Here is a 22527-nt window from a genome sequence, read left to right as displayed (position 1 = left end):
GGGAGCACGATGCGCATCTTCATAGTTCACGCTCACCCTGAGCCCAGCAGCTTCAACGGCGCTCTAACCCGCTCGGCTGAGCTAGCGCTCTCTGCGACGGGACACCAGGTCGTCGTCTCGGACCTTTATGCGATGGGTTTTAATCCGGTATCAGATCGGCGCAACTTCACGACCGTGCGCGACGCAAGCTACTATCGCCAGCAGGCCGAAGAAGCGAATGCTGCCGTTCACGACGGATTTGCTTCGGACATCCAAGCGGAGATGGACAAACTCTTCTGGTGCGATGCCCTGATCCTCCAGTTTCCGCTCTGGTGGTTCGGGCTGCCGGCGATTCTCAAGGGCTGGGTTGATCGGGTCTTCGCATCGGGCGGGCGCATCTACGGCGGCGGCAAATGGTATGATCGCGGCGTATTCGCCGGAAAGCGCGCGATGTGCTCCGTCACAATCGGCGGCCCGCCGCCGATCTATTCGAACCGAGGACTGAACGGCCCGATCGATTCAATCCTTTTCCCGATCAACCACGGGATTCTCTACTTCGTCGGCTTCGCGGTGATCGAGCCTTTCCTTGTCCACGCGCCGGCGCGCATCAGCGATGCCGAGCGCCAGATGTGGCTCGATCGTTATCGCGACCGCGTCCTCGGCCTCGCATACGCTCCTACGATCGCATATCCGAAGCTGGCGGACTTCGACAACCGCCATGTTTTGAAATCTGCGTTGTCCAGTTCACTGGCAGAAAAGGCCACGCCAGCTGGAGGTTCCTGAGCTAGGGCGCTCGTGCTCGTATCTCGGCGGTTTGAAGTCCTGCTCTCACTGCGAATTCCCATAGGCGGTCACGTTGCTGTGAACCTGTAACGGTCAGTTACTGCGGATCGAACAACAGAATGTCATGGCGAGGCCTTCTCCGGAAAGGAATTGGCTTGTCGCCCATGGCAAGTGTTTGGGGTCGAGCTGGAGGAGAAAGCCGATGCTGGAACGCAATAAGGGGACGCAACCCGATCAAGAAAAGCTTGAGGCGCTGCTTGGAAAGATGGTCGGCGATCTCGGCGCCATCACCACAGGAGCCGCGGTTCTGCTGGGCGATAGGCTCGGCTTGTTCGCGGCCATGAGCGAGGGCGGCAAAATGACCGCCGGACAGCTTGCCAAAAAGACCGGCACGCAGGAACGACTTGTGCGCGAATGGCTATCGGCCCAGGCACCCGCCGGCTATGTCGAATATGACGAGGCCGCCGACAAATTCTACCTCAGCCCTGAGCAGGAACAGGTCTTCGTCAATGAGGACAGCCCCGCCTTCATGGCCGGAGCCTTCGAGGTCGTGCAGGCGCTGTGGCTCGACGAGGAGAAGGTGCGGCTGGCCTTCCGCTCCGGCAAGGGGCTGGGCTGGCACGATCATAGCGCCTGCCTGTTCCGCGGCACCGAACGCTTCTTCCGGCCGGGCTACAACGCCAACCTGATCGGTTCCTGGTTGCCGGCGCTCGACGGTATAGTCGAGAAGCTGGAGCGGGGCATAGATGTCGCTGATGTCGGATGTGGCCACGGCACCTCGACCGTGCTGATGGCCAAAGCGTTTCCAAACTCCCGCTTCGTTGGCTTTGACTATCACGCACCGTCCATCGAACGGGCGCGCGCCGCTGCCAAGGAGGCAGGCGTCGCTGGCAACACGCGCTTCGATGTGGCGTCGGCCAAGGATTTTCCCGGCACCTACGATCTCGTGGCCTTCTTCGACTGCCTGCACGATATGGGCGATCCGAAAGGCGCGGCCAAACATGTGCACACGGCGCTGAAGCCGGATGGCACCTGGATGATTGTCGAGCCTTTCGCGCACGACCAGCTTTCGGCGAACCTCAACCCGGTTGGCCGCATCTACTACGCCGCCTCCACCTTCATCTGCACGCCCGCATCGCTCTCCCAGGAAGTCGGACTCGGGCTCGGCGCCCAGGCCGGCGAGGCGAGGCTGCGCAAGGTGGTGACCGGCGGCGGCTTCAAGCGCTTCCGTCGCGCCACGGAGACGCCGTTCAACATGGTTCTCGAGGCACGTCCGTAAGGTTCTTCAGGCAATAGTATTTGATTGGAGGAAGACATGACTGCTTACAACGTCGTTCGATTCTGCACCAAGCCCGGCAAGGAACAGGCGTTCATCGACGCGCACAACAAGGCAAAGCTCGACGTCGGGGGGTTCCGGAAGGGTGCGCTCATCAGGACTGGCGACCGAACCTTCTGCATCGTCGGCGAATGGAACGACATGGATAGCCTTGCGGCGGCCCGGCCGCAGATGATTGGCCTTCTGGATACGATGCGCGACATGCTTGAGGATCTCGGCGGCGACCTCGGCGTGACCGATCCTATCTCGGGAACGGTTGTGGCCAACATCGGGACCTGAAGTGGCGCAGCTGCAGGTGTGGACCGCTCGACCACTAACGTGAAGAGCCAGTCCATCAAAATCAGAGATCGACGCACAAACTGCTGGAGTGCGGCCTGCCATCGACGTATGATCTGATCCTCGATTTTTTCGGGAGGACGAGCCATGAATGCAGTGCCTCAATGGCGGCTCGCAGGCGACTGGTTCGACATCTGCAGCTGCGACATCCCCTGCCCCTGCGAGTTCGCACAGCGGCCGACGGGCAATCATTGCCAAGGTGTGCTCGCCTGGCATGTGCGCGAGGGTCAGTATGGCGACGTCAAGCTCGACGGCCTGACACTGGTGGCGCTCGGCGAATTTGAAGGCAATCTTTGGGCTGGCGAGGCAAAGGCCGTGATGGGCATGTATCTCGACGAGAAGGCGAACGAACGACAGCGCGAAGCCCTGCAGACGATCTTCGGTGGCCTGGCCGGCGGCTGGCCGGCAGGCTTTGCCGCCAATGTCGGCGAGATGCGTGGCATGGAGTTCGTGCCGATCACTTTTGAGGTGGCGGGTGATCTGGCCACTTGGCGGGTCGATATTCCTGGCCTCGTCGTCGGACACGCGGAAGCGCTTTCCGGACCCACCACGCCACCCGGCAAGCGGGTGCAGACGATCAACCCGCCGGGTTCCGAGGTTGGCCCGGGCCAGGTTGCCACCTGGGGGCGTTCCGTCGAGGTGAGCACCAAAGGCTTTGGCCTCGACTGGACAGGCACCGCCCGCTCGAGCAAGCACATTCCGTTCGACTGGAGCGGCCCGGACTAGGGCATGACGATGGCTGACGCGTTCCTCAGGAAATCGCGGCGGTTCACCCGGAATCTGCGGGGCATCCCGCTCGGTCTACTCGCATCGCTCGTAGGGCTGACAGCAGCGGCGTGGGCGCTTACCCTTTACCAGACGTTCAGCATGGATATGCCCATGGGCATTGCCGTGCGCGGCGGTGTGGAGGGTATGGAAGGCATGGCCGGCATGGCGATGGCCGGAATTGCAGCCGACGGCTGGTCAGTGGAGGGCGCTGCCGCTTTTCTCGCCGTGTGGACGGTGATGATGGCGGCGATGATGTTGCCAGCTGCGGCGCCGATGATCTTTATGTTCGCGGCGGCGCAGGCGAGGCGCGAACAGCACGTGGCCATCCCAACGTGGACCTTCGTCGCGGGCTATCTGCTCATCTGGGCGGCGGCGGGCGTTGCCGTATATGTCCTGGTCCAGCTCGGTAGCGACCTTGCAACGAGCCTCGATCCACCCCAGCGTTCGAAATGGGCACCGCTCGCGCTCGGCGCCACGCTTGGCATCGCCGGGCTCTACCAATTCACGGCCCTCAAGCACATCTGCCTCAGCCGTTGCCGCTCGCCGCTCGCGTTCGTTGCGCAGCATTGGCGCGACGGGCGTGTTGGCGCGCTCATGATGGGGCTGCGCCACGGCCTCTATTGCTTTGGCTGCTGCTGGGCGCTGTTTGCCGTGCTGGTTGCGACCGGCATCATGAGCATCGCCTGGATGCTGCTGCTGACGCTGGCCGTCTTCGTCGAGAAGCTGCTGCCTCGCGGCCGCCGCGTCGAAGGTGGTATGGGCGTTGCGCTAGTGGCTCTGGGCATCGTTGTAGCGCTCAGGGCGATCGATGTGCCTTGGATGGGCGGCTAGCGGCCTTCCCTGGCAACCCGCGACCAGCAATTGGATGGCGAACGCGGCCGTCCATCGCACGGTAAACGAGCGGAAGGACAAGCATCCCCGCTGTCTCGGCAGGCGATTTCGAGGGCATCCATTCGCATCGCGCTGGTTTTTTAGTAGGCTGTCGCGAGGCAAGGGTGAGGATTCGGCGTGACGGAAGTCGACGATCGTCTTCTCGAAAGCAAGATGACCAAGGTGGAGCAGGCGCGCGCCTGGAGCCCGCGTGTCATCTCGAAATTCAAGACGCTGATCAGGAGCGCCGACGACCACTCGCTCTATCGTGTCAATCCGCTGGCCTTTGCGCGCGACCGCGCAATCGCCGAGCCTGAAGCAATCGACCTCTTCCTTCACGCCGCCCGCTGTGGCTATTCGACATGAGCTGGGATGTGCTCTGTCCTCAGTCCGAGATGGTGCTCGACAGTTCGGCGCCTGCGCACGCTGAAGACCCACTACGTCTGTGGCCTGAGCGACGTGTCGGGCGACACCGACCTCGACGATTTCATCGAGGTCACCTTCTCGATATCGCCGAAGCTGCGGCGCCTGCCGCACCATGATCCCGAGACGCTGCCCGTCTAGGATTTTCACTGGAAGCTGCACTTCGGACATGACGGGCGACTACCCGGGCAAGACGTTCGCTTTGTTGACGTTCTGCGCGGCTTCGTTCGGGGCATGACGTTTCTGCCGCACGGCACCACCACAGTGCTCCGCGCCGAATTCGGACCGGGCGCCCTTGCGGGGGTCAACGTGCAGACGCAGGCCGCATTCGCTGTGCCGATATCAGGCGATCCGGTGTCGGCGCCGACGCTTCTGAAGATCGACTATGACGGCAAACGCTTCTTGCCGGCGTCCCGCGAGTTCCGAGTCGGCTAAACGTCCGGCAATGCCCTCGCGGAGGCTCGCGGCCCGGCCATAGTCAACATAACCGAAAGACGCGTATCGATGGTCGGTGTTTCGCAATTCCTCGTCAAAGGCCAGCTGGGCTTGATAGTTGCGTAAGGCAATCTGGTCGGGGGCAAGCGGATAGCGCCCAACCGTCACTGGCCGAGCTCCCGATTCCGCTGCGCGACGCTCCGCAAGTGCGATCTCATGCTGCAGAAGTGCAATGGCGCCTGGAAGAGCTTTCAGAGCCGCCCTATAGTCTGGCCCTAGCGCCTTCCTGCGTTCGGTCTTGCCGTCCATGAACGGCCGGAGGTCTTTTGGGATCACAAGCCGAGCGAAATAACGACCGTCTCGATTGAGGAGATTTCGAACTCGTCCCGCCACGCCCCTGAACCCACCTTTGTTACAAGATTTGTAACATCAGAATGGACAGGAGGCCTTGTATGTCAAGCACTTCAGCGATTTCAATGGGATAGGCTGGTGCTGCGAGAGAGGATTGAACTCGCCAGGCTTGCCGTTAACTATCTGATTTTGTTTTATCAATTTCCGCCATATAGAAGTCGCGTGTACCACCCTTGTGTCCTCAGATCAAGGCTTAGAGCGCCCTCGGCGCCAATTGACCGGTCACGGCCCGAGCGTTCTATTCCCACGACGCTTCTTTCGTGTCCCGGCGGTACGATCTATTAGCCACTGGGCTCGAGTATGCTTGGCAATCGACGCCGCCTTTGGATGCCCATAGACGTTACCGCGACCAACCGAGATTATACCAAGGGCGCCGCTCGCGGTAGGCGTTGGAACGCTGCCCTCAAAGAGCGCTCCATGATGGGTCACCGCCAGATAGCTAAAGCTGGCATCTGGCAGATTGATTGAATCGTAGTTCGCGTCGCCTGCCAACAACGCCATCTTTCCCGAGCCCAGCACCACTATCAGCGCAAGTCCACTATGGTTGACCATTTTGGGCAGGCCAGTGCATTTGAGGAGTTTGCCCCACGGCAAGGCGACGCTCGACCCAGACCAGCCCATAAGCAATTTTCGGCCCGCGAGGGCAGCCGCAATCTTCCTGGCCCCAGGTCCGAGGCGCTGCACCGGAGCAATCCATGGCGCCTGTCCCAGTTGGGGGAAACGGAAGAAGCCAGAAATATGATCGAAATCCCAGTGAGAAACGATAACTGGGGTGCCTGGGCTGAGGGTCGGTGGGCTCTTCGGAGCGGTCTTCCCGTTAAAAACGACGGGCCATCCAGCATCGAAATGCACCAAAAGTCTCTGTTTGTGGTCTAGCAGAGTTGCAAAACTTGCTTGACCGACGTCGTTGATGCTGATCGCGTGGGGAGTAGCCTTTGACGCAAGAACGGTCTGGATGTCGCCGGCTTGCGTCAGCGCCCCTTGGGGAAACTCGCATTCGTTGGCCAAGGCTTTCGCCGCGTCAATATCGACACTTGCAGCAGCACCCAATGACCTCGGACCGACTTTGATTGTTCTCTTTTCCCTTTTCTTGGCCGCGTCTGATTGAATAGCCTCAAAGCCCTCGATCTTCACTGCAACCGGTGCCTGACCTTCGGTTACCCGCAGTGCGTCCGAAAGCAGGCCACCGCCCCTACCGCCACCATCACCATCTGGACCACCATCCGGCCCGCCGCCAAGGTCCTCGTCGGCAAAAAGGAAGGTTGCCGATTGCAAGGTGCCCCGCGACATCACGCTATAACCGGTCCCGGTAAGTTGAGCGTGAAAGGCCATCGGACCCCCATCCTTGGGTCCGATATCAAGGGCAAACCAATATCCGGGTTGCGGTACTGTGCCGAAAGTCCGATTGAATAGTCCCTCGGTCGTCACTACCCGAACAAGTGCAAAATGACGTAGGTCATCAGAATCAAGCAACGATTCAAAGCGGCCGCCAGACGAGACCTCTACGTCTACAGCATCAAATTCATACGAATGGCGAGCGTACGGTCCGTGGCCTATCTGCTCGGCCCGCGCCACTCGTGCGTAGAGCCTGCGCTGTGGGAACTCTGCACCGAACACATAATCGTCTCTGTAGGCCACGATTAACTACTCCGGAACCAATTCGTCGATCGGAGAGCTGGCTCAAGCACTTCCAACTGCATCTGCGCTCTACCGTCTTCCACGCGGAGGACGCGGATAAGCAGCGGAGAGAGCCATCAAACATACGAGCACGGTGTGATAGTAGCGAAAGAAGATGATCCGTTCGTCGCTTTCGCCACCTCTAATGAATCCCCCGCCTTGCCCCGCAGGGGGGCTTGGTAAGCCGCTTTCGTCGATATGCATCTTGGATGACCGAATAAACCTCCGCGCACTGGGCCGCTGGCCGAGCATGGACAACGACAAGAAAAGTTCGGCCGCCAAGTCAATATTTCCCCGATCCAAAGCTATCCCATACCACTCTTCCAATTCATCCACAACGCGCTTAACATCTATCGCCTCACTAATCGCCCTACTACCCCAATCGGTCAAATAGAATATGTCGTGGCAAATGTAATACTTTCCTGTATCGCTTATTTCTTTGTCCTCATTTCTGAAAACCAATGTCCTTCCTATAATATCGCTTTGATTATATAACCCTTCAAGATCAAGGTGCAATGCAATATTGTTCACGGCGATATCGAGTGCCGCATGCCTCTCGAAATACCGGAGGCTTGATATACCAAAACACTCAACGACTACTCTTTGCAACCTTTCGTCATTTATACCACACTGGCGTAACATTTGCCACAGGCCGCCCAGAAATGGGAATAACTGGGGAAATTCCTTCGCTGTGGTAAATAACTTACCGGTATCTGGAGGGTTTGCTCGAAACCAATCGACAACTTTTGACCTGAGTTGCCTCAAGTAGCCGGTCGAGAACGAACCAGAGTTCGCCCCAACGAGCAAAGCCAACTCACCATAGAACTTAAGGCCGTTGAGAACTTGCGACGTTGACCCGCTCCAGTCCACTCTGAACTGTTCCAGATTGCGAAGCAGCCAGTTGCCGCATATTCTCTCTAAAGAGCGAGGCTGTCGAACATCCATGAGGTTCCTAACAGTACGTGAGGATATGCCGCGAAAGCTAGTTACCACATGGGCTCCAGAGTGGATAGCTAGCGCGACCAACGTCCGACTAAACGGTATTGCTAGCGCCCGTTCCCTGACGCCGGCTTTGACACTTTTCAATGAAGGCACTCTATTGCTCTACAGGCTAGGTCGGCCTGACCTCGCACGCCATTGGTGCTCCACCGCAATTCGCCTCAGCAATCGACGCCATGTTCCATTTCCTGATACATTTATTCTGCAGCAGTGGATAAATTTGGCCCGTTTGGATTTGGCGGAATCGAAGCGGCATTCCTTCAACCGCCGTTTGCTCAAGCTTCGGCGTCAGATGGAGCAACTGTTTCCGAGGCTCACCCCAGAAGAAATAACCCAGGCCCACGCCATGTGGGCCACAGAACGCCTGTCCGCCATCGTACCAAAGTGCAGCGTTACAGCAATTTCCCGTTTCATCGACCTATTGCCTCGGTACGTACTCTCAATGATGCAAAATTGTGTCCTAGAGGCATACATACAGTGTTTAACTTATCGTTCAGACGCATCTTCCGCTCTTGATATAATAAATGATTCCCTCGTATCTTGCTCTGATGAGGTACGCCTCATGCTTCTCGGCTATAAATGCTTTTACGAATATTTGGGATTGGCAGATGGATATTCTCTCGTATCACTTTTAAGGCGTCAATTTGAAAGCAGACCGGTACACGCCGTTCAGGCTACGGAGTTTATAATGCGCAGGAGCTGCCCTGCGAATCATTATTTCCTTTATGACCTGCTGACGGACGCGTTTCTCGTCAGCAATCGAATTGGGGACGCCGTTTCCGAGCGTTATTTTGGAATGTTGTTGGTTGAGCTAGGGAAGCCGCTGCCAACGACTAATCTAATCTCGTCGAAAAAGCCGGACAGTGGCGCCGCCAACGAGCACGGCAAGACGGAACTTGTCGGAATAGAGTCCGCGCTTAGCGGACTGATAGAACTTGGTCTTGTGGTCAATTCATAAGGGGACAAGCTTATGGTAGCTAGTTGGGTGCCCAATGAAGGTGCGCTGCGCTTACTGCTCGACGCAAGTTGGGATGCAGCCCCGATGTTTAAGGCAGGCTTCTTTGCCAATTGCCTCGACGACGCATTCAGTCATAGTTCCATGGTCGCGCCATTTGCTAGAAGCGTATCACTGCTCAACCGTACTGAGTTAATCGGCCAGGGCAGGCGGATGCCTTGGAGCACCCTGGACGGCAACATCGATTCAAATCCCTATGCGGTCGCCGCGGCACTAGAGGCGGGGTTTGCGGTTCTGACTAAGAATTTTGACCAAGACCATGATGGCACGGCTGAGATCGTCCGATACCTCGAACGTTCGTTGGGTCATCGTGGGTCCGGGACGTTGTTGATGACGCATACAAAAGGATCTTCGTTCCCACCGCATTTTGATTCGGTTGATGTGGTCGCCTTACAAATCCATGGATCGAAGCGATGGAAACTAGGCGAACGAATTACGCCATTGCCGGTCGATGACTCGGACTTGTACCCCATTGCCTCGTTCGCGCCTACGGCCGAATACTGTCTCTCGAGGGGGGATATCCTCTATATTCCGAGGGGAACGTTACATCATGTAGAAGCGATTGAAACCCCTTCAGTTCATATCTCGTTTGGTATTAAGACAACTACTGTCGCCGAGTTATTGATACACATTATCCGATCAAGCACGAAGAACGGGCTGAGGCAATCGCTGCCCCTTGGGGTCGATGCCGCATGGGTGCAACGACACATCCACATCATTTCGTCGGCTATGCTTTCCAATACAAGTGACCAGGTCTATGAAGCCGGCCTAAAAGACGTTATGCGCTTAGGTAAGACCTGGGAGCCAGATGAGTTCGATTTCATTCCAAAAGACACCTATTGAAACTTGCTCCCCGGCTGCTTTGGAAAGCTTGAATATGGACATGCGAGCTTCGCGGGGTCGGCTGCCTGCCATCCAGCCAGCCATGGCTGCACCTTCTGAACATCAAGGTTGAGCTTTCCGTCCGGCGAGATACATCCGATGGTGTTTCTGTCGTCAGACATTGCAACGGTGCACTTGCCGACCCGGCCGTCAGCTCGGATCACGAAAGCGTTGGGTTGAGCTGCGTAGCAAACATAAGTATCTTGCTTCGCCGCTGGCGGCTTATTTATGAGTGAAGACAAAAACGAAATCGTCTCTCTGCGTTGTGCAAAGCTCATCTGCTCAACATGAGCATTCTTATCAGGAGACAAATTCTCAATATGCTTGAACAAAACCCCGATTCTATCGTCCAACGTCCATTCTTTTACCTTTGTCGACAGCAACATTGCAACATCGTCGATAGTCGTCCTATCGAAATGGATGCGTAGCAACAGCTTGAACTTTAACTCTGACTCTAATAGTTTGGAAATGTTTTTTTCTATAGTCTCAAATGTCGGGACTCCGTCCGCCCTAACTCGCCGCCTGTCGTGTAGTTGACTAGTACCGTCCAAAGAAACCTGAAAGCTATCGATTCCTATACCGGTAAGTGATGTAGCTACCGGCACGGTCAGAAGGTAGCCATTGGTTGTGATGGTTCCGCGAATTTCAATTGAGTTGGTTAAACAGATTCTTTTCAACTTGGTTCCGAGATCGAAGACAATGTCTCTAGCCACAAGCGGCTCTCCGCCGAACCAGTCAACATCTAAGCGGTCCAATTGGCCGGCCCGGCTCTCGACTAGAGCCGCGATCCCCATCGAAACTTCCGACGACATTCGGCCGACCGAGAAGTCTTCGTAGCAATACACGCAACGGAAATTGCACTTCTCAGTGGGCAAAATAACGAGGCGGAGATAGCGGGGGGACAGATAGCGGGTAGCTTTTTCGATCGACAGCTCAAAACCTTCCTGGCTTGACATCTGCCTGCTCCGTTGCCCGTCCCGCCGCCTACGTTAATCTAAGTCAAACTGCGCCGCAGCCGAAGTTGATGTTCACCCACTCGGGATGGGCTTCCCCACGTTTGGCGCCCATGGTTTTAATTTTCTCGGCAAGAGTCTTGTTACTTATTACCACCTTGCCACTCGATTCCACCTTCACTTCATCAGGTTTGACCTTAATGGTTTCGCCGGCCATAGATCCCTCCTTGGGTTTGAGGCGCATGAGATCATGTGCCAAACGTGCTAAATTAGCAAGGGCGAACATTTTTTGATTGTTGAACTGATGTATCCGTGGCTATTCGGTATTTCTGTAATACCTGATGACGCCGGACAAGATTCTTTTGGAGGCCTTTTGGATTGCCATTTCCTTTCGCTCTAGGCGGCAAACTGTTCGCACAGAAGTCGAATGGTTGACGGTGGAAATGAGGTTGCTTTCCTGCCAATTTTCGTACAGCTGTAGACCGCTCAGTAGCTTACGAACTTGGCGGGACTCGGCCTTGGTTGCTATTCAGCCTATCGCGGCCTCGCTGATGGCTTTAGCCGGTCAAGGCCATCTATACTGCTGATCGAAACCTCTTGTGGCCCGCGCTGCCGTGGCCTTGTTATACGAACTTGGATCAAGTCTGCGAGCCATTCAGGTGGAGGCTAGAGTGATCAGGGCAGACGAACTGAACGTGGCGCTTGCTACCTTGTACCTGCGCCTGAGTGGATATTTCACTACAGGCCTCATTCTGCATGCTGAGAAGAAAGGCGGGCAAAACAAGGGTGAAATTGATTGCTTCGCGGTGCGCCACCACCTTCACGACCAGGCGGCACGAGGAGTGGCCAGTCCGGAGTTTCTTGGTATCGGCACCGACCAAATTGACTTGATCCTTTGCGAGGTGAAGAGCAAAACTGCGCAGTTCAACAAGTCAATCCAGAATCAAGAGAACCTGTGTGACGCACTCCGATGGGCGGGAGTATTTGCAGACGATAGGATTTCCTCTGTAGCTCAGCGACTTATCCCGCTGATGAAGGAGGGAGCTGATAAAAATTTGGCCAGGAATGGCGTCACCGAGGGGCATGTGCGGGTCAGAGCCCTTCTTTGTGCCCCGCCTCTCGCAGAAGACGATGTGGCGAGTTGGTGTCTGACGGGAACAGAATTGTTCCGATATCTGCATCTATGTTTCGATCCATCACAAGCTCCCCCATCCTGCTCCAGGCGATACGCTTACGACCTATGGGGCGCATCTTACGCACCCATCGTCCAGTGGTTTAAAAGGAAGAGGCGCGAGGAGCCGATCACACTGCAGGCGTTGTACTACTACCTAAATCCCAGGTCGGGCGAACACGGGCAAGCTAAGTCTGCTTGACCGAGATCAGTTCGACCGCCTGCTCAATGTCACTCCCAAGATGCCGTAGGATGCGGCCACGGGGCCGAGGGTAGACGTGCAGTTCGTTCGTGCCGGCCGCGCCGCTCATCCATTTCTTGTGCGTCCCTGAAGCCATTTTGTGGACGAGCTTCGCAGCCTGGACCCGCTTGAACTCAGCCTTGGTTTCGGCTTGCGGGTCAGCCTCGATGGCCATCTCGACGGCGAGCCATGCAGCTACCACGCGCCGGGGGTCGATCTTCGCCTTGCGGAGCCGCGCCCAAGCGGCCCTAGCTCGCGCCTCGGGTGATAGGCCGCGCAGCCGGAATGCCTCCACATGAGGCCCCGCGGTTCGGTAAAGGGTCTCGACTCTGTCGATTGCGTTGCGCACCCATTGGTCATCGGCTTTCGCCTCCAACCAAGCGAAAGCTGCCTTTCGGTGTGGCGCGAGTTCCATAGCCGTGTAGGAGCGTTTGTACGGGCTGCCGTGGCGCGAGTAGTGATCAGCGTGCTGCCTACAAAATCGCGTGTCCAGGCCATCGTCCGTGCCCGCACGAGCGGGTCTGTCGCAACCGATCACCCGGCAGCGCGAGAACATCTGGCTCGGCTCGGCGGCTCGAGACTTCACGTCTGCCTTTCGTTCACGCTTCCGCGTCCAGTTCGTGGTCAATCTCGAGTCCCTCTATGGTGAGCAGTGGGTTTCCCCTTGGGGGATAGGCAAGGCTTTACCTGAGCAGATCAGGGAGAGAAGAGACCAAGAGATCATCCCTCCTTAGAGTCATCCCATCAGCCTTCCATCGTTACAGTGCCTTCCACATGAACATGTCGATGGAAGGTATTGAGCATGATTTCCCTGGCAACGGAGACAGCAGAGGCAGGGACCATCACCGCGTCATGGATTGGCAGCGCGACGATGTCTCGGTTCTTGAGCGTCAGCAGTACCTCGATCATGATCTGGCTTTCGGTGAACTGGGCATCGTGCCCGAGACCACGGTAGAAGTGATCCCTGATCAGCGGATGTCGCCTTTCGATCTCGCTGACCACCTCACCGATCTTGTCGTTCCGTCGAAATAGCTTCTTGGTTTCCTTCGGGAACCTATCCAGCGTGTCCGAGGCGAAGATCATAGCGCTCATCACGCGCTTGACGCCGGCGCGCTGCTGGTAATAGCCGGGCATGGCGTAGAGGTCGCTGGAGGGTGGCTGCTGGCCGGCCATGCCGTAAAGGATGCGCGGACCAACCTGGCCATAGTCGAGCTCCACGGCCTTCTCTCCGCCGATGTAGAGCCCTTGACGTCGCTCGTGCTTGCGAAGCTCTTGCCAGAAGCCTCCAAACAGCCGGCCCCCGCTGGTGAAGCGTCCCTGCGTGAAGATGCGGCGCAAGCGTCGTGCGGCGATGTCGAATGATGTATGCGGCCACGGAATGCCGGTTAGATCGACCCTAAGGTCGGCAGCGGCAAGCCAATCGTTGATGTCCGCGATCACTGAACGGTAACGTTCGGTAACGGCATCGTCGTCGTACTCCGCCAGGCCACCTTCATCCCAGTAGTCGTTAAGGTCCTTAGTGCGCTTCAGGATGACCGTCTCGCCATGCGGATGCTCACCGAGATCGCCAATCTGAACGCCATGCTCTTCGATCCGATCGAGGAGCCGGGAACCGGCCCGGATCACGGTCGACCGCGAGACACCCTGGACCGGCGCGGCGATGTCCTGTTCGATGTAGGCCATCTCTGGCTTCACCATCAGGTCGAGGATGTGGCGAAACATCTTGCTGTAGGCCCGTGGGCGATACCGGCTCTTTGTGCCCAGCACACGATTGGAGCGGGTGACATAGACGCCCAGCGGATATTCGGTGAGATGATGGTGCATCAAGTCGGACAGCACAGCGTCGACGGTGAGATCGAAGGTTTCCTGATCCTTGGCGCGCCGCTTGTTCTTCTTGAGCCCGAAATGAGCTTCACAGGTCAGCAGCAGACCTATGGCTTCCCGCACGATGGTCTTGGCGTCCTCCGATGCGGCGAAGCGATAGGCGTTGAAGGGCCGGTCCCGTTCTTGTTCTTCGTCGTCTTGGCCGACCGCAGCCGGCGTGATCTGGTCCATTCAAATACTTCCGATCGTCAATATGGCCACCCCGCTCTGGCAGACCCATAGACGCCCAACGGCAGGCACGAGGCCGCACAGGAGCCCTGGGCTCGCGATAACGTCAAACGAATCTCTACGGGGCCGGTACGGCCGCCTGTGGGTCAAGCTCGCCGGCAACTTCCTTGAGGCCGGCGGCCTCCAGCGCCCGATAGACCGAACCCCTGCCGATGCCAAGAGATTTGGCGATCTCGGAGACCGTCTTTTTCTCGCGAAACATTGTCACGGCCTCACTCGCCTTCGCTCGCGCGGTGGGCTTGCGACCCTTGTATTTCTGCTCCGCCTTGGCCTTGGCGATACCTTCCTTCTGGCGCTCCTTCATCAGGTCACGCTCGAACTCCGCGAAGGCCGCGAACATGTTCAGCATCAGCCGTCCATAGGCTCCGGTCGTGTCGAGCGTCTCCTTGCCGAACTGCAGTACCTTCAACCCGATGCCGCGCCGATGCAGGTCATCGACGATCTCGCCGAGCGTCCGCGTGTTGCGCGCCAACCGGTCGATCTTGGTGATCACCAGCGTGTCGCCCTTGCGCAGGAAGCCGAGGGCGCACTGCAGCTCCGTCCGGTCGCCAAGCGCCGACACCTGCTCCGAGTAGACCTCCTCGCAACCGGCCGCCCGGAGGTCGCGTACCTGCGCCTCCAACCCTGCCACCTGTTCTTCCGTCGACGTTCTCGCGTACCCGATCTGCATACCAAGCCTCCGATGTCCAATAGAGTTTAGGCTTGTGAGTCAATCTCGTCCAAAAGTCAACACCCATTTCTTTGGACATGTATCGAGGTGCCTGGACGAACGTCCGCTGGACCCTGCCCATCTGGACAGGTCGCTCCAAAGACGCCTACCTAAGCGTCCGGAGGCTAGGTCGATGGCGGTCATCAACGATATTGGGCAGCTTCGAGCGGATTTGGAGTGGCGAGCATCCACGTTTGTCGCACGTGCGCGAGAACTGCTTTCAAGCGAGATAGCAGACCTTGAACAACAGATGAGGCTTCTGCAGCAGTTTCGTTCTCAAAGCTACGAACTGCTCAATCAGTTACAGCACGAGTTCCTCATCATCCGCGCCCTCGATTGGTTGAAAGCGCAACCCGTCTATGACCGTGTAAACCAATGGACTTGGCATCCCGCATCCACGGGAACGTCGACAGAGCCTGACCTGCTCGGATGCGCAGGAGGGGTCGCGCTCATTTCGGCGGAGATAACTACCTCTGCCAGACCCGACGGGGTCATCGACAAGAGAATGAGACAAACACTAGACAAGTTGGCAAGGATGGCCGGCGATCGATTCTATTTCGTGGCGTCTGCGACCATGGCTACGAGAGCAACGACGAAGGTCCGCAAAGCCGACTATCCCATTACGGTCGTCAACTTGAGTTCCGGCGTGGCCTAGCGTCGAAGGGGTACGGGGGGACTTCGCGGTTAATGCTTATCCGATCCGCCCAGGCAAATTTTTCCGCCGAATATTTGCGTCGTTCCGCCTGGTCGGTCGCGGAACTGTTTCGCCGCGATTACAAGCAGCGGGATTAGGCAAGGTCATTCCCGCCCTTCACCGTGCGGCGCCGACATGAGTGCGTGCTGGAACAGACCAAGGAAGTGGCGCTGGCTGAACATGCCGACGGGATTTCGCAGGGCGTGAGCGCAAAGCAAACTTCAGCTGTGCCGGGGTCGGCCCTCGAAGCTCGACGCTCGCAAGTTGATGGAAGACCAGGACAGGGTCGCGCAGAATCTGTCGCCTAGCTGATCCAGCGCAGCAGCGCGACCGACAGCCACTACTCAGGAGTTTCTGCTTACCTGCGGAACTCGACCTATTGCACGATGTAACGGTTCTGCTTAGGTTTCAAGTCGGCATGGGTGGCAACTTGAAATGGGGCGTCTTCTGCTTGTCTCGCAGAACGCAGGCATTTCCCACAAAAGTATTGTAGTGTCTTGTGACCTTCTTGCCGCAATCGGGCGAGGTCGTGCAACCATCGGCGGCGCCACATCCACAACCGGGGGCCTCGTGGCTTAACCGCGATCGCCCCCTGTCAAAGGTCGATCTATGCACGCCTCGATAAGTAGCCACTGTGCTGGCGCAGAGCGGGTCCCTAAGGCCGTCCAAGTTGAAATCCAACGAGTCATCGCCGAAATTGACGTAGTACCCTGTCGCGGCGCCGCACCCCGCATCCGCGACCAATTCATAACCGGTCTGAAGGGCCAGGGTTGGTCCGCTGAGATTCCGGTATCTCGGGACTCAGACATGACCATCACTTCCATGAAAGAGGGCATCGGTCTTTGTCTGCAAACGGGTAACATGGCGCGCATGTACGCCGATCTGATCAAGCTGCAGACGCTCTATCTCGACAACTCGATCAATGCTGCTGTTATTGTCCTGCCGTCTCAGCCGCTGGCACTGCAAATCGGTGACAACATCGCACAAGCTGCCCGGCTTGAGCGTGAGCTCGAAATCTTCCGCAAGGCGTATTACGTGCCGACCTTGCTCATATCACTGGAGTAGCCATGTCCGAAATCACCCTTCCTGACACCGCCAAGAGCTCGCGGTTCGGATGGCCTAAGCCAGCCAGGATCGAGGAGTTCCACGCCAGGCTCAAAGCATCGGGTCTGCCGACGGTCCAAGTTGCGTTTCAAGGCGGTCTGCAGGACATCCCTCGGATAAGGGTGCCCATCGAGTTGCCTAAGTACCGATTGGGCAACGGCCGGACTGCTTCGCTTCAGGTCGAGCATCTCGCAAGGCATCCAGACCTTCGGCGAGACCTTTTCACCGGCGACCCGGAGATGTGGGACGCCCAAGAGGCCCAGCATGAACTTCTGCTACAACTCGGCAGGCAGTCGGACTTGGACAAGTACTTCGCAGACGCCTCGAACAGACAGGCGGGTGCCCTTCTGCTCGATCAGGACGGCTTCGTCGTCAACGGCAATCGGCGCCTATCTGTTTGGCGCCAGCTACTCGCTGGCGAAGAAGCCTCGAAATACTCGCACTACGAATACATCGACGTCGCGGTGCTGCCGCACGCCACAGAGAAGGACATCGACCGCCTGGAGGCGCTCCTTCAGATCGAGAAGGACATCAGGGCAGACTACCCGTGGGATGCACAAGCCAACATGATGCGCGCCAAGATGGAGCATGGCGCCACGCCCGCCGATCTCTGCCTCCTCTACAAGATGAAGGACACGGAGCTCCAGGAGCTCTTCGACATGCGCGACTACGCCGAAGAATACCTGCGCTCGCGTGGAAAGGCGGACATGTGGTCAGAGGTGTCGTCCGGTCAAGAACACACTTTCCGTCGCCTGGTTCAGAATCGCGTCAAGCTGTCGGGGGTTGCGCGGCAGGAAATGTTCAAGGAAGCCGTCTTCGCCCTCATAGACGATCCCTCGTCCGTCGGACGACTCTATCTAGCCATTCCGGAGCTCGCGGCGAACCTAGACAAGGTGGGCGACCGGCTCTCGGCGGAGTTCGCAGTCGACCTGGATACGCCAAAGGATGGGCTCGACGAGTTGTTCGGGGATGGCCGGCCCAGCGCGCCAGCAGCCCGAGATGCGGCCCTGGCTTCCGTCCTCCAGGACGCGAAGCAGGCCCCTCGCGCTAGAGAGATCATCGCCGACGTGCTGGAATCGGAGCGCCAGCTCAAGAAAGACGTTAGGAAAGCTGGTTACCTGCTCGACTGCTGCGCGAAGGCAAACACTGCCCTCACGGCGGCTGTCAAAGATGGCCTGCGGCCTGAGTCTAAGCTCGGCGGCGTGAGCAACCAGTTAGATCAGATCGACAAGCGCATCGCCCAGATCAGAGCATTCCTGGCAGAGCATGTTAAGGCTTGACTATCGCCGCCGAGACGGGCGCGCTCATCTCTCCTGGACAGCCGCGGAGGCAAGGGCTCCGTGGGTGGCCTTGCTCAAGCGCGTAGTGTTCGACGCCAGTCAGGACGCTGTGCAGGAGGACGCTTCGAGTCTTTCGCTACCGTGGTGGTCATTCGCCGGGGCTCGGGATCAGTTCCTTCAAGTCTTGCGGGCCCATGGGCTGCGACCGAACGAGGGCCTCTGGGTAAGCGAGGCTGCCGCACAGTTGCTGCAGGCATCTCGCCGGGCCGTGGAGTTGTACCGGAATGCGCCCGAGGCTGAGCCCGTCGAAGCTGCCACGCTCACAAAATCCTTAGATGCGGCCGGCTTCGTTCGCGTCCTATCACGATACCAGCTTCGCAATGTGGGGCGCATTGCCGCCCTCCCCGCCGCTGCTACCTTCTCCGTTCCCGGCGCGGGCAAGACCACCGAAGCGTTAGCCTATTTCGTGCATCGCGCCGAACCGGGGGATCGGCTCATGGTGGTCGCACCCAAGAATGCGTTCGCCGCCTGGGACGAGCAGATCAACGAATGCCTGCCCGGACTCAACGCATCTTTCGTCCGCCTGAGAGGAGGTCGTGATCGCATACGCGCCGCGCTGCTAGAGGACCCCCGCTTCACACTCCTGACGTATCAGCAGCTAACACGACTTCCAGACATCGTTGCACAACACATCGCCCAACACCGGACGTTTGTCTTCCTCGACGAGAGCCACCGCATCAAGGCAGGGGTCGGCGCGGCCAGTGCCAGGGCAACGCTAGGGCTGTCCCACTTGCCGGTCGGCAAACTGATTTTGAGTGGTACCCCAATGCCTCAAGCGGTTGGTGACCTGCTCCCGCAGTTCAGGTTCCTCTACCCGGAGGTAGCTGCACGTGACGATACCGTTGTCGATCTGATGCGGCCTATCTACGTCCGCACCAACAAGGCCGAGCTCGATCTGCCGCCGGTGACGCGGACGTTGGTTCAGCTTCCGCTCGCGCCCGTTCAGGGTGAGCTCTACAAACTCATGCGCCTGGAGGTCGCCAGGGAGGCTTCGGCACTCCTCGATAGCCAAGGACGTCAGGCATTTCGATCGCTAGGACGGTCCGTCGCTCGCCTCCTGCAGTTCGTCTCCAATCCTTCTCTGCTCGCGTCCCAGATCGGTTTCGCTCACAGCCATCTCCTCGCGGCGGTGTTGGCCGAGGGCGAAGGGCCCAAGCTCGAGTATGTGCTTCGGCGCGCCCGCAGGCTCTCACGCGAGGGCCACAAAGTCCTCATCTGGTCCTCCTTCGTTCGCAACGTTGAGTACATGAGTTCCCGGCTCGCCGATCTTGGCGCGGTCTTCATCCACGGAGGAGTCGATGCTGGGAGCGAAGAGGACAACGACACGCGCGAAGGTAAGATCAAGGCGTTCCACGATGACGACAACGTGCGAGTGATGGTGGCCAATCCGGCCGCAGCGAGCGAAGGCGTGAGCCTGCATCGAGTCTGTCATCATGCCATCTATCTCGATCGAACGTTCAACGCCGCTCACTACCTTCAGTCCGAAGACCGTATCCACCGCTTTGGGCTGCCTCCTGATCAGAAGACGATCATCGAGATCGTGGAGTGCCAGGACACCGTTGATGAAACCGTGAGAGCGCGATTGGGCTTTAAGATCGGCCAAATGGCTGCGGCGCTTGAAGACTCTTCGCTCGCTCCGGATCCAATTCCCATTGACCCGACGGACGCCGACGCGGAGGACCCCGAGGAATACGTGACCGGGCTCCAGCTTGAGGACGTCAGGTCATTAGCTCGCGATCTGGGCGAGGACCGCAGATGACTTCGCTGACGCCTGGTCTTGCGTTATCTGCGCTTGACCTCTTGCGGCTACTTCATCGGAACGCGTTGACCGCCTCCGGGCTATTGTCTGGCCTAAAGAGAGTTGGTGGTATGCCATCGGCCGAGGCATTGTCCCTGTCGCAGACGCTAAACTGGCTTGAGGTAGACGGCGATGGAATACTTCGTCCCACGCCGGCTGGCCAACGAGCTTGCAACCAGGGGGACTACCGCTTGGCACTCCGCCAAGTCGTCCTAGACTACGCAGACATTGTGGCGCCGGACTGGCTCCAGAACGCCACCTACGGACGGTCGCGCGTACTTGCCTTCGCCGGTCCCGGAATCGCCCAGGTTCTCGTGGAGGCTGAGGTTGCAACAGGCGTAGCGGATGATGTCGTTGAATTTTGGGACCTACTTGCGTCCATGGCGCGGGGCTACCGCGATGACCGCTTGCTCGCGATTGGTCGGCGCGGCGAACGGCTCACACTTGCTCATGAAGAAGCGCGGACCGGAGCTCCACCAAGGTGGGTCGCCCTCGATAGCAACCAGGATGGGTATGACGTGCTGTCAGTGAAAGCCGCCGATGACCCCGCGCCGTTGTCCATTGAGGTGAAGACGAGCACCGTAGGAACCGCCGGTTCCTTGTACATCACAAGCAAAGAGTGGGAGCAGGCGATCGACAGTCCGAACCACACGTTCCATCTTTGGGACCTCAAATCCACAAGTCCGCTGCTGGCCGTAGTAGATGTGGCAGAGATGGCACGTCACATACCGATAGACGTTGGGACCGGCGAGTGGCGCGAGGTTCGGGTGCCCTTCGGCACCTTCACCTCCCTGTTCAACTCGGTCTCCCTGTAGCTAAGCAACGGCTCTGCGCTGGCCATGCCACGCCAGGGAATTGAACCAAGCCCCGACCAGCATTCCGCTGAGGATCGGCAATGCATTGTCAGCCAGCTTGCGCGAGCCGGGGATGCTGTCGCCGATCTCGCCCTCGGCGGCGGCCTCTAACACATAGCCGATAGCGGCGTGCTGTAAGTCCTTAGAAGCACCCGCGAGATAGGCTTGCACGGTCGACGCTAGTTCGCCCAACAGATCGGCCACGTCGAAGGGGCGAAGGCCCCCCGCCCTGTGGCTCCATGCTAGCTGAAGTGCTTCCGGGGCAGTCGTGAGCAGGCGTTGCTCGGTCTCGGCGAACAGCGCGCCTGTCGTCATCTGCACTCGCTGGATGAACGGTGACCCTTGGAGTTCCCGGAGAAGCTCATCGTCCAGCTCAATCTCACGAACGTTGACCGATGGCCCGAAGAAGAACCGCACTCGCCACGCGGTTTGGCCTCCTCTTGCGTTAGCGAGCTCGAACCGCATCCCGCTCTTGAACCTCAGGCCCGGGATCGCGGCGCGGAAACTGCGGCCGATCGGATAAGTGCGCCCCTCTGTGGTGGGTGGGGTCACTGGCGCGGCCCTCGCCGGCAAGGACAATGAGGCGCCAGCTAGCTCAAATGACTGGAAATCCTCGGGCAGCACACCGAGCGCCGCCTGCGCCAACAGGTACGTGAAGGTTGGCGGAATCGCATTGCCGACCATCTTCGCCTTGTCCGAGAAGGATCGGGCGTAGAACTGATACGTGATCGGGAAGCCCTGTAGGCAAGCGCGCTCGCGGATGCTCAGGCGGCGGAAGGCTCCCGGCGTGGGTTCTATCACAATACTTTCGCGTGAGACTCGTGTGCAGGTGGCCGTAACCGTACGGGCCGGGGCGTCAAGCTCATCCGGGAATGCCATGTTGTTGTACACCGGATGGTAGATTTTGGCCTCCCGGTTCATGCGGAGTTCCTCAGCATTCAGTGGCGCTTCCGTCTCCCGTTCAGTCACCTGGGCCGAACGAAGTGTACAGCCCCACACGGGGTCCATGATCTTGGATTTGGCACTCAGCGACCGGACCACATCCCCAAGCGTGCGTTGTGCAAGCCTCGTCCGGTAAGCCTCTACCAACTCAAATGGAAAGGTGCCCGCAATGCATCGCCGCCGCGACTGGGGCGCGCCATAGTCAGAGAAATCGACAACCTTGATCTGTGGCTTGAGTCGACGAAAGCGGTAGAGAGGGTGCGCGGGCTCCGAGAACCCATGCAACAACACCTGCGCCACGCGTGGGACGTTCTCCAGAGCCCAGTAACGCGGCTTCAGGTGCTCGACGATTTCGAGGAACTTGACCACATCCTTCAGCCCCTCATCCAGGTTCCCACCTCCACCTCGGTTCGAGTATGAGAACTCAGTGCAGGGAGGGCTGCCCACCACGAGGTCTATGTCTTTCGGGAGGTCTTGGAGACGCAACGCCCTCACATCTACAGGTTCCAGGGTGCTGCCGAGATTGCCGTTGTGAGTTTCTACGGCCGTCGGCCACCACTCATACGACGCGACAACATCAACGCCCGCCAACCGGAGGCCCAAGCTCCAGCCACCAATCCCTGCATAGAGGTCGATCGCGCGCAACATAAGCTCCCGTGTATCGAATCGCGCCGGAGGGGCGGCCGAGGCTACCA

General features: G+C 58.4%; 22 protein-coding genes and 1 pseudogene. 15 read left to right on the top strand and 8 right to left on the bottom strand.

What is annotated here, in order from left to right; translation table 11 throughout:
• The first annotated feature begins 9 nt into the window (after positions 1–9).
• The 7 genes and pseudogenes from ACR64R_RS27695 (at position 10) to ACR64R_RS27665 (ending at position 4930) form a co-directional block, all read left to right on the top strand.
• Positions 10–762 (top strand): NAD(P)H-dependent oxidoreductase, encoded by a 753-nt coding sequence (locus ACR64R_RS27695; RefSeq protein WP_487359400.1) that lies wholly within the window; start codon positions 10–12, stop codon positions 760–762.
• 202 nt (positions 763–964) lie between these two features.
• Entirely contained in the window at positions 965–2041 is a 1077-nt protein-coding gene (locus tag ACR64R_RS27690; protein WP_487359399.1) for a class I SAM-dependent methyltransferase, read from the top strand.
• 36 nt (positions 2042–2077) lie between these two features.
• Positions 2078–2377, top strand: a complete 300-nt coding sequence (locus ACR64R_RS27685; protein ID WP_487359398.1) for a DUF718 domain-containing protein — start codon at positions 2078–2080, stop codon at positions 2375–2377.
• Between the two features lie 144 nt (positions 2378–2521).
• The gene (locus tag ACR64R_RS27680) at positions 2522–3160 is read left to right on the top strand and encodes a DUF1326 domain-containing protein (RefSeq protein ID WP_487359397.1); all 639 of its coding nucleotides are present in this window, start codon (positions 2522–2524) and stop codon (positions 3158–3160) included.
• Between the two features lie 3 nt (positions 3161–3163).
• Positions 3164–4033 (top strand): DUF2182 domain-containing protein, encoded by an 870-nt coding sequence (locus ACR64R_RS27675; protein ID WP_487359396.1) that lies wholly within the window; start codon positions 3164–3166, stop codon positions 4031–4033.
• A 213-nt stretch (positions 4034–4246) separates the two neighbouring features.
• Positions 4247–4636, top strand: a pseudogene (locus ACR64R_RS27670) (DUF5939 domain-containing protein).
• Positions 4637–4729: 93 nt separating this feature from the next.
• Positions 4730–4930 (top strand): hypothetical protein, encoded by a 201-nt coding sequence (locus ACR64R_RS27665; RefSeq protein ID WP_487359395.1) that lies wholly within the window; start codon positions 4730–4732, stop codon positions 4928–4930.
• A 633-nt stretch (positions 4931–5563) separates the two neighbouring features.
• Here the strand turns inward: ACR64R_RS27665 and ACR64R_RS27660 are convergent.
• Positions 5564–6979, bottom strand: a complete 1416-nt coding sequence (locus tag ACR64R_RS27660) for a ComEC/Rec2 family competence protein (RefSeq protein ID WP_487359394.1) — start codon at positions 6977–6979, stop codon at positions 5564–5566.
• A 69-nt stretch (positions 6980–7048) separates the two neighbouring features.
• A complete protein-coding gene (locus ACR64R_RS27655; protein ID WP_487359393.1) occupies positions 7049–7963 on the bottom strand; it encodes a DUF6895 family protein in 915 nt (304 codons plus the stop codon).
• A 616-nt stretch (positions 7964–8579) separates the two neighbouring features.
• Between ACR64R_RS27655 and ACR64R_RS27650 the strand changes: the two genes are divergently transcribed.
• Both ACR64R_RS27650 and ACR64R_RS27645 read left to right on the top strand, forming a co-directional pair.
• A complete protein-coding gene (locus ACR64R_RS27650) occupies positions 8580–8975 on the top strand; it encodes a hypothetical protein (protein ID WP_487359392.1) in 396 nt (131 codons plus the stop codon).
• 12 nt (positions 8976–8987) lie between these two features.
• Entirely contained in the window at positions 8988–9875 is an 888-nt protein-coding gene (locus tag ACR64R_RS27645) for a JmjC domain-containing protein (RefSeq protein WP_487359391.1), read from the top strand.
• Here ACR64R_RS27645 and ACR64R_RS27640 read toward each other — a convergent pair.
• Together ACR64R_RS27640 and ACR64R_RS27635 are read right to left on the bottom strand one after the other, a co-directional pair.
• Positions 9869–10870: a radical SAM protein gene (locus tag ACR64R_RS27640; protein WP_487359390.1), complete on the bottom strand. Its 1002-nt coding sequence runs from the start codon at positions 10868–10870 to the stop codon at positions 9869–9871. The two genes, ACR64R_RS27645 and ACR64R_RS27640, sit on opposite strands and share 7 nt — an antisense overlap.
• 43 nt (positions 10871–10913) lie before the next feature.
• Complete coding sequence (locus ACR64R_RS27635) at positions 10914–11084, bottom strand: hypothetical protein (RefSeq protein WP_487359389.1); 171 nt, start codon at positions 11082–11084, stop codon at positions 10914–10916.
• 454 nt (positions 11085–11538) lie between these two features.
• On the opposite strand from ACR64R_RS27635, the gene ACR64R_RS27630 reads away from it, so the two are divergent.
• Positions 11539–12240: a hypothetical protein gene (locus tag ACR64R_RS27630; RefSeq protein ID WP_487359388.1), complete on the top strand. Its 702-nt coding sequence runs from the start codon at positions 11539–11541 to the stop codon at positions 12238–12240.
• Here ACR64R_RS27630 and ACR64R_RS27625 read toward each other — a convergent pair.
• The 3 genes from ACR64R_RS27625 to ACR64R_RS27615 form a co-directional block, all read right to left on the bottom strand.
• Positions 12227–12907, bottom strand: coding sequence for a hypothetical protein (locus tag ACR64R_RS27625; RefSeq protein ID WP_487359387.1), 681 nt, complete (start codon positions 12905–12907; stop codon positions 12227–12229). The genes ACR64R_RS27630 and ACR64R_RS27625 overlap by 14 nt on opposite strands.
• A gap of 116 nt (positions 12908–13023) precedes the next feature.
• Positions 13024–14334, bottom strand: coding sequence for a hypothetical protein (locus ACR64R_RS27620; RefSeq protein ID WP_487359386.1), 1311 nt, complete (start codon positions 14332–14334; stop codon positions 13024–13026).
• Between the two features lie 115 nt (positions 14335–14449).
• The gene (locus ACR64R_RS27615) at positions 14450–15061 is read right to left on the bottom strand and encodes a recombinase family protein (protein ID WP_487359385.1); all 612 of its coding nucleotides are present in this window, start codon (positions 15059–15061) and stop codon (positions 14450–14452) included.
• A 172-nt stretch (positions 15062–15233) separates the two neighbouring features.
• On the opposite strand from ACR64R_RS27615, the gene ACR64R_RS27610 reads away from it, so the two are divergent.
• The 5 genes from ACR64R_RS27610 to ACR64R_RS27590 all read left to right on the top strand — a co-directional run bounded on the left by ACR64R_RS27610 (position 15234) and on the right by ACR64R_RS27590 (position 20851).
• Positions 15234–15755, top strand: a complete 522-nt coding sequence (locus tag ACR64R_RS27610) for a hypothetical protein (RefSeq protein WP_487359384.1) — start codon at positions 15234–15236, stop codon at positions 15753–15755.
• A gap of 648 nt (positions 15756–16403) precedes the next feature.
• Positions 16404–16859: a BglII/BstYI family type II restriction endonuclease gene (locus tag ACR64R_RS27605; RefSeq protein WP_487359383.1), complete on the top strand. Its 456-nt coding sequence runs from the start codon at positions 16404–16406 to the stop codon at positions 16857–16859.
• Between the two features lie 2 nt (positions 16860–16861).
• Positions 16862–18178: a hypothetical protein gene (locus ACR64R_RS27600; protein ID WP_487359382.1), complete on the top strand. Its 1317-nt coding sequence runs from the start codon at positions 16862–16864 to the stop codon at positions 18176–18178.
• A 64-nt stretch (positions 18179–18242) separates the two neighbouring features.
• Positions 18243–19997 (top strand): DEAD/DEAH box helicase, encoded by a 1755-nt coding sequence (locus tag ACR64R_RS27595; protein ID WP_487359381.1) that lies wholly within the window; start codon positions 18243–18245, stop codon positions 19995–19997.
• Between the two features lie 230 nt (positions 19998–20227).
• Positions 20228–20851 (top strand): protein NO VEIN domain-containing protein, encoded by a 624-nt coding sequence (locus tag ACR64R_RS27590; protein WP_487359380.1) that lies wholly within the window; start codon positions 20228–20230, stop codon positions 20849–20851.
• On the opposite strand, the gene ACR64R_RS27585 is transcribed toward ACR64R_RS27590, so the two are convergent.
• Entirely contained in the window at positions 20852–22477 is a 1626-nt protein-coding gene (locus ACR64R_RS27585; RefSeq protein WP_487359379.1) for a DNA cytosine methyltransferase, read from the bottom strand.
• Positions 22478–22527: the final 50 nt, after the last annotated feature.

The organism is Mesorhizobium sp. MC2-1-1, from assembly GCF_057597255.1.
The sequence above is the reverse complement of the archived record's forward strand: the minus strand, read 5'-3'. Positions and strand labels throughout refer to the sequence as shown.

Excerpts from the sequence above, each read along its gene's own strand:
- ACR64R_RS27645 (WP_487359391.1), top strand. The coding sequence starts at position 8,988 with ATGGTAGCTAGTTGGGTGCCCAATGAAGGTGCGCTGCGCTTACTGCTC.
- ACR64R_RS27665 (WP_487359395.1), top strand. The coding sequence starts at position 4,730 with ATGACGTTTCTGCCGCACGGCACCACCACAGTGCTCCGCGCCGAATTC.
- ACR64R_RS27640 (WP_487359390.1), bottom strand. The coding sequence starts at position 10,870 with ATGTCAAGCCAGGAAGGTTTTGAGCTGTCGATCGAAAAAGCTACCCGC.
- ACR64R_RS27675 (WP_487359396.1), top strand. The coding sequence starts at position 3,164 with ATGACGATGGCTGACGCGTTCCTCAGGAAATCGCGGCGGTTCACCCGG.
- ACR64R_RS27600 (WP_487359382.1), top strand. The coding sequence starts at position 16,862 with ATGTCCGAAATCACCCTTCCTGACACCGCCAAGAGCTCGCGGTTCGGA.
- ACR64R_RS27605 (WP_487359383.1), top strand. The coding sequence starts at position 16,404 with ATGCACGCCTCGATAAGTAGCCACTGTGCTGGCGCAGAGCGGGTCCCT.
- ACR64R_RS27680 (WP_487359397.1), top strand. The coding sequence starts at position 2,522 with ATGAATGCAGTGCCTCAATGGCGGCTCGCAGGCGACTGGTTCGACATC.
- ACR64R_RS27610 (WP_487359384.1), top strand. The coding sequence starts at position 15,234 with ATGGCGGTCATCAACGATATTGGGCAGCTTCGAGCGGATTTGGAGTGG.
- ACR64R_RS27635 (WP_487359389.1), bottom strand. The coding sequence starts at position 11,084 with ATGGCCGGCGAAACCATTAAGGTCAAACCTGATGAAGTGAAGGTGGAA.
- ACR64R_RS27695 (WP_487359400.1), top strand. The coding sequence starts at position 10 with ATGCGCATCTTCATAGTTCACGCTCACCCTGAGCCCAGCAGCTTCAAC.
- ACR64R_RS27620 (WP_487359386.1), bottom strand. The coding sequence starts at position 14,334 with ATGGACCAGATCACGCCGGCTGCGGTCGGCCAAGACGACGAAGAACAA.
- ACR64R_RS27655 (WP_487359393.1), bottom strand. The coding sequence starts at position 7,963 with ATGGATGTTCGACAGCCTCGCTCTTTAGAGAGAATATGCGGCAACTGG.
- ACR64R_RS27685 (WP_487359398.1), top strand. The coding sequence starts at position 2,078 with ATGACTGCTTACAACGTCGTTCGATTCTGCACCAAGCCCGGCAAGGAA.
- ACR64R_RS27690 (WP_487359399.1), top strand. The coding sequence starts at position 965 with ATGCTGGAACGCAATAAGGGGACGCAACCCGATCAAGAAAAGCTTGAG.
- ACR64R_RS27650 (WP_487359392.1), top strand. The coding sequence starts at position 8,580 with ATGCTTCTCGGCTATAAATGCTTTTACGAATATTTGGGATTGGCAGAT.
- ACR64R_RS27615 (WP_487359385.1), bottom strand. The coding sequence starts at position 15,061 with ATGCAGATCGGGTACGCGAGAACGTCGACGGAAGAACAGGTGGCAGGG.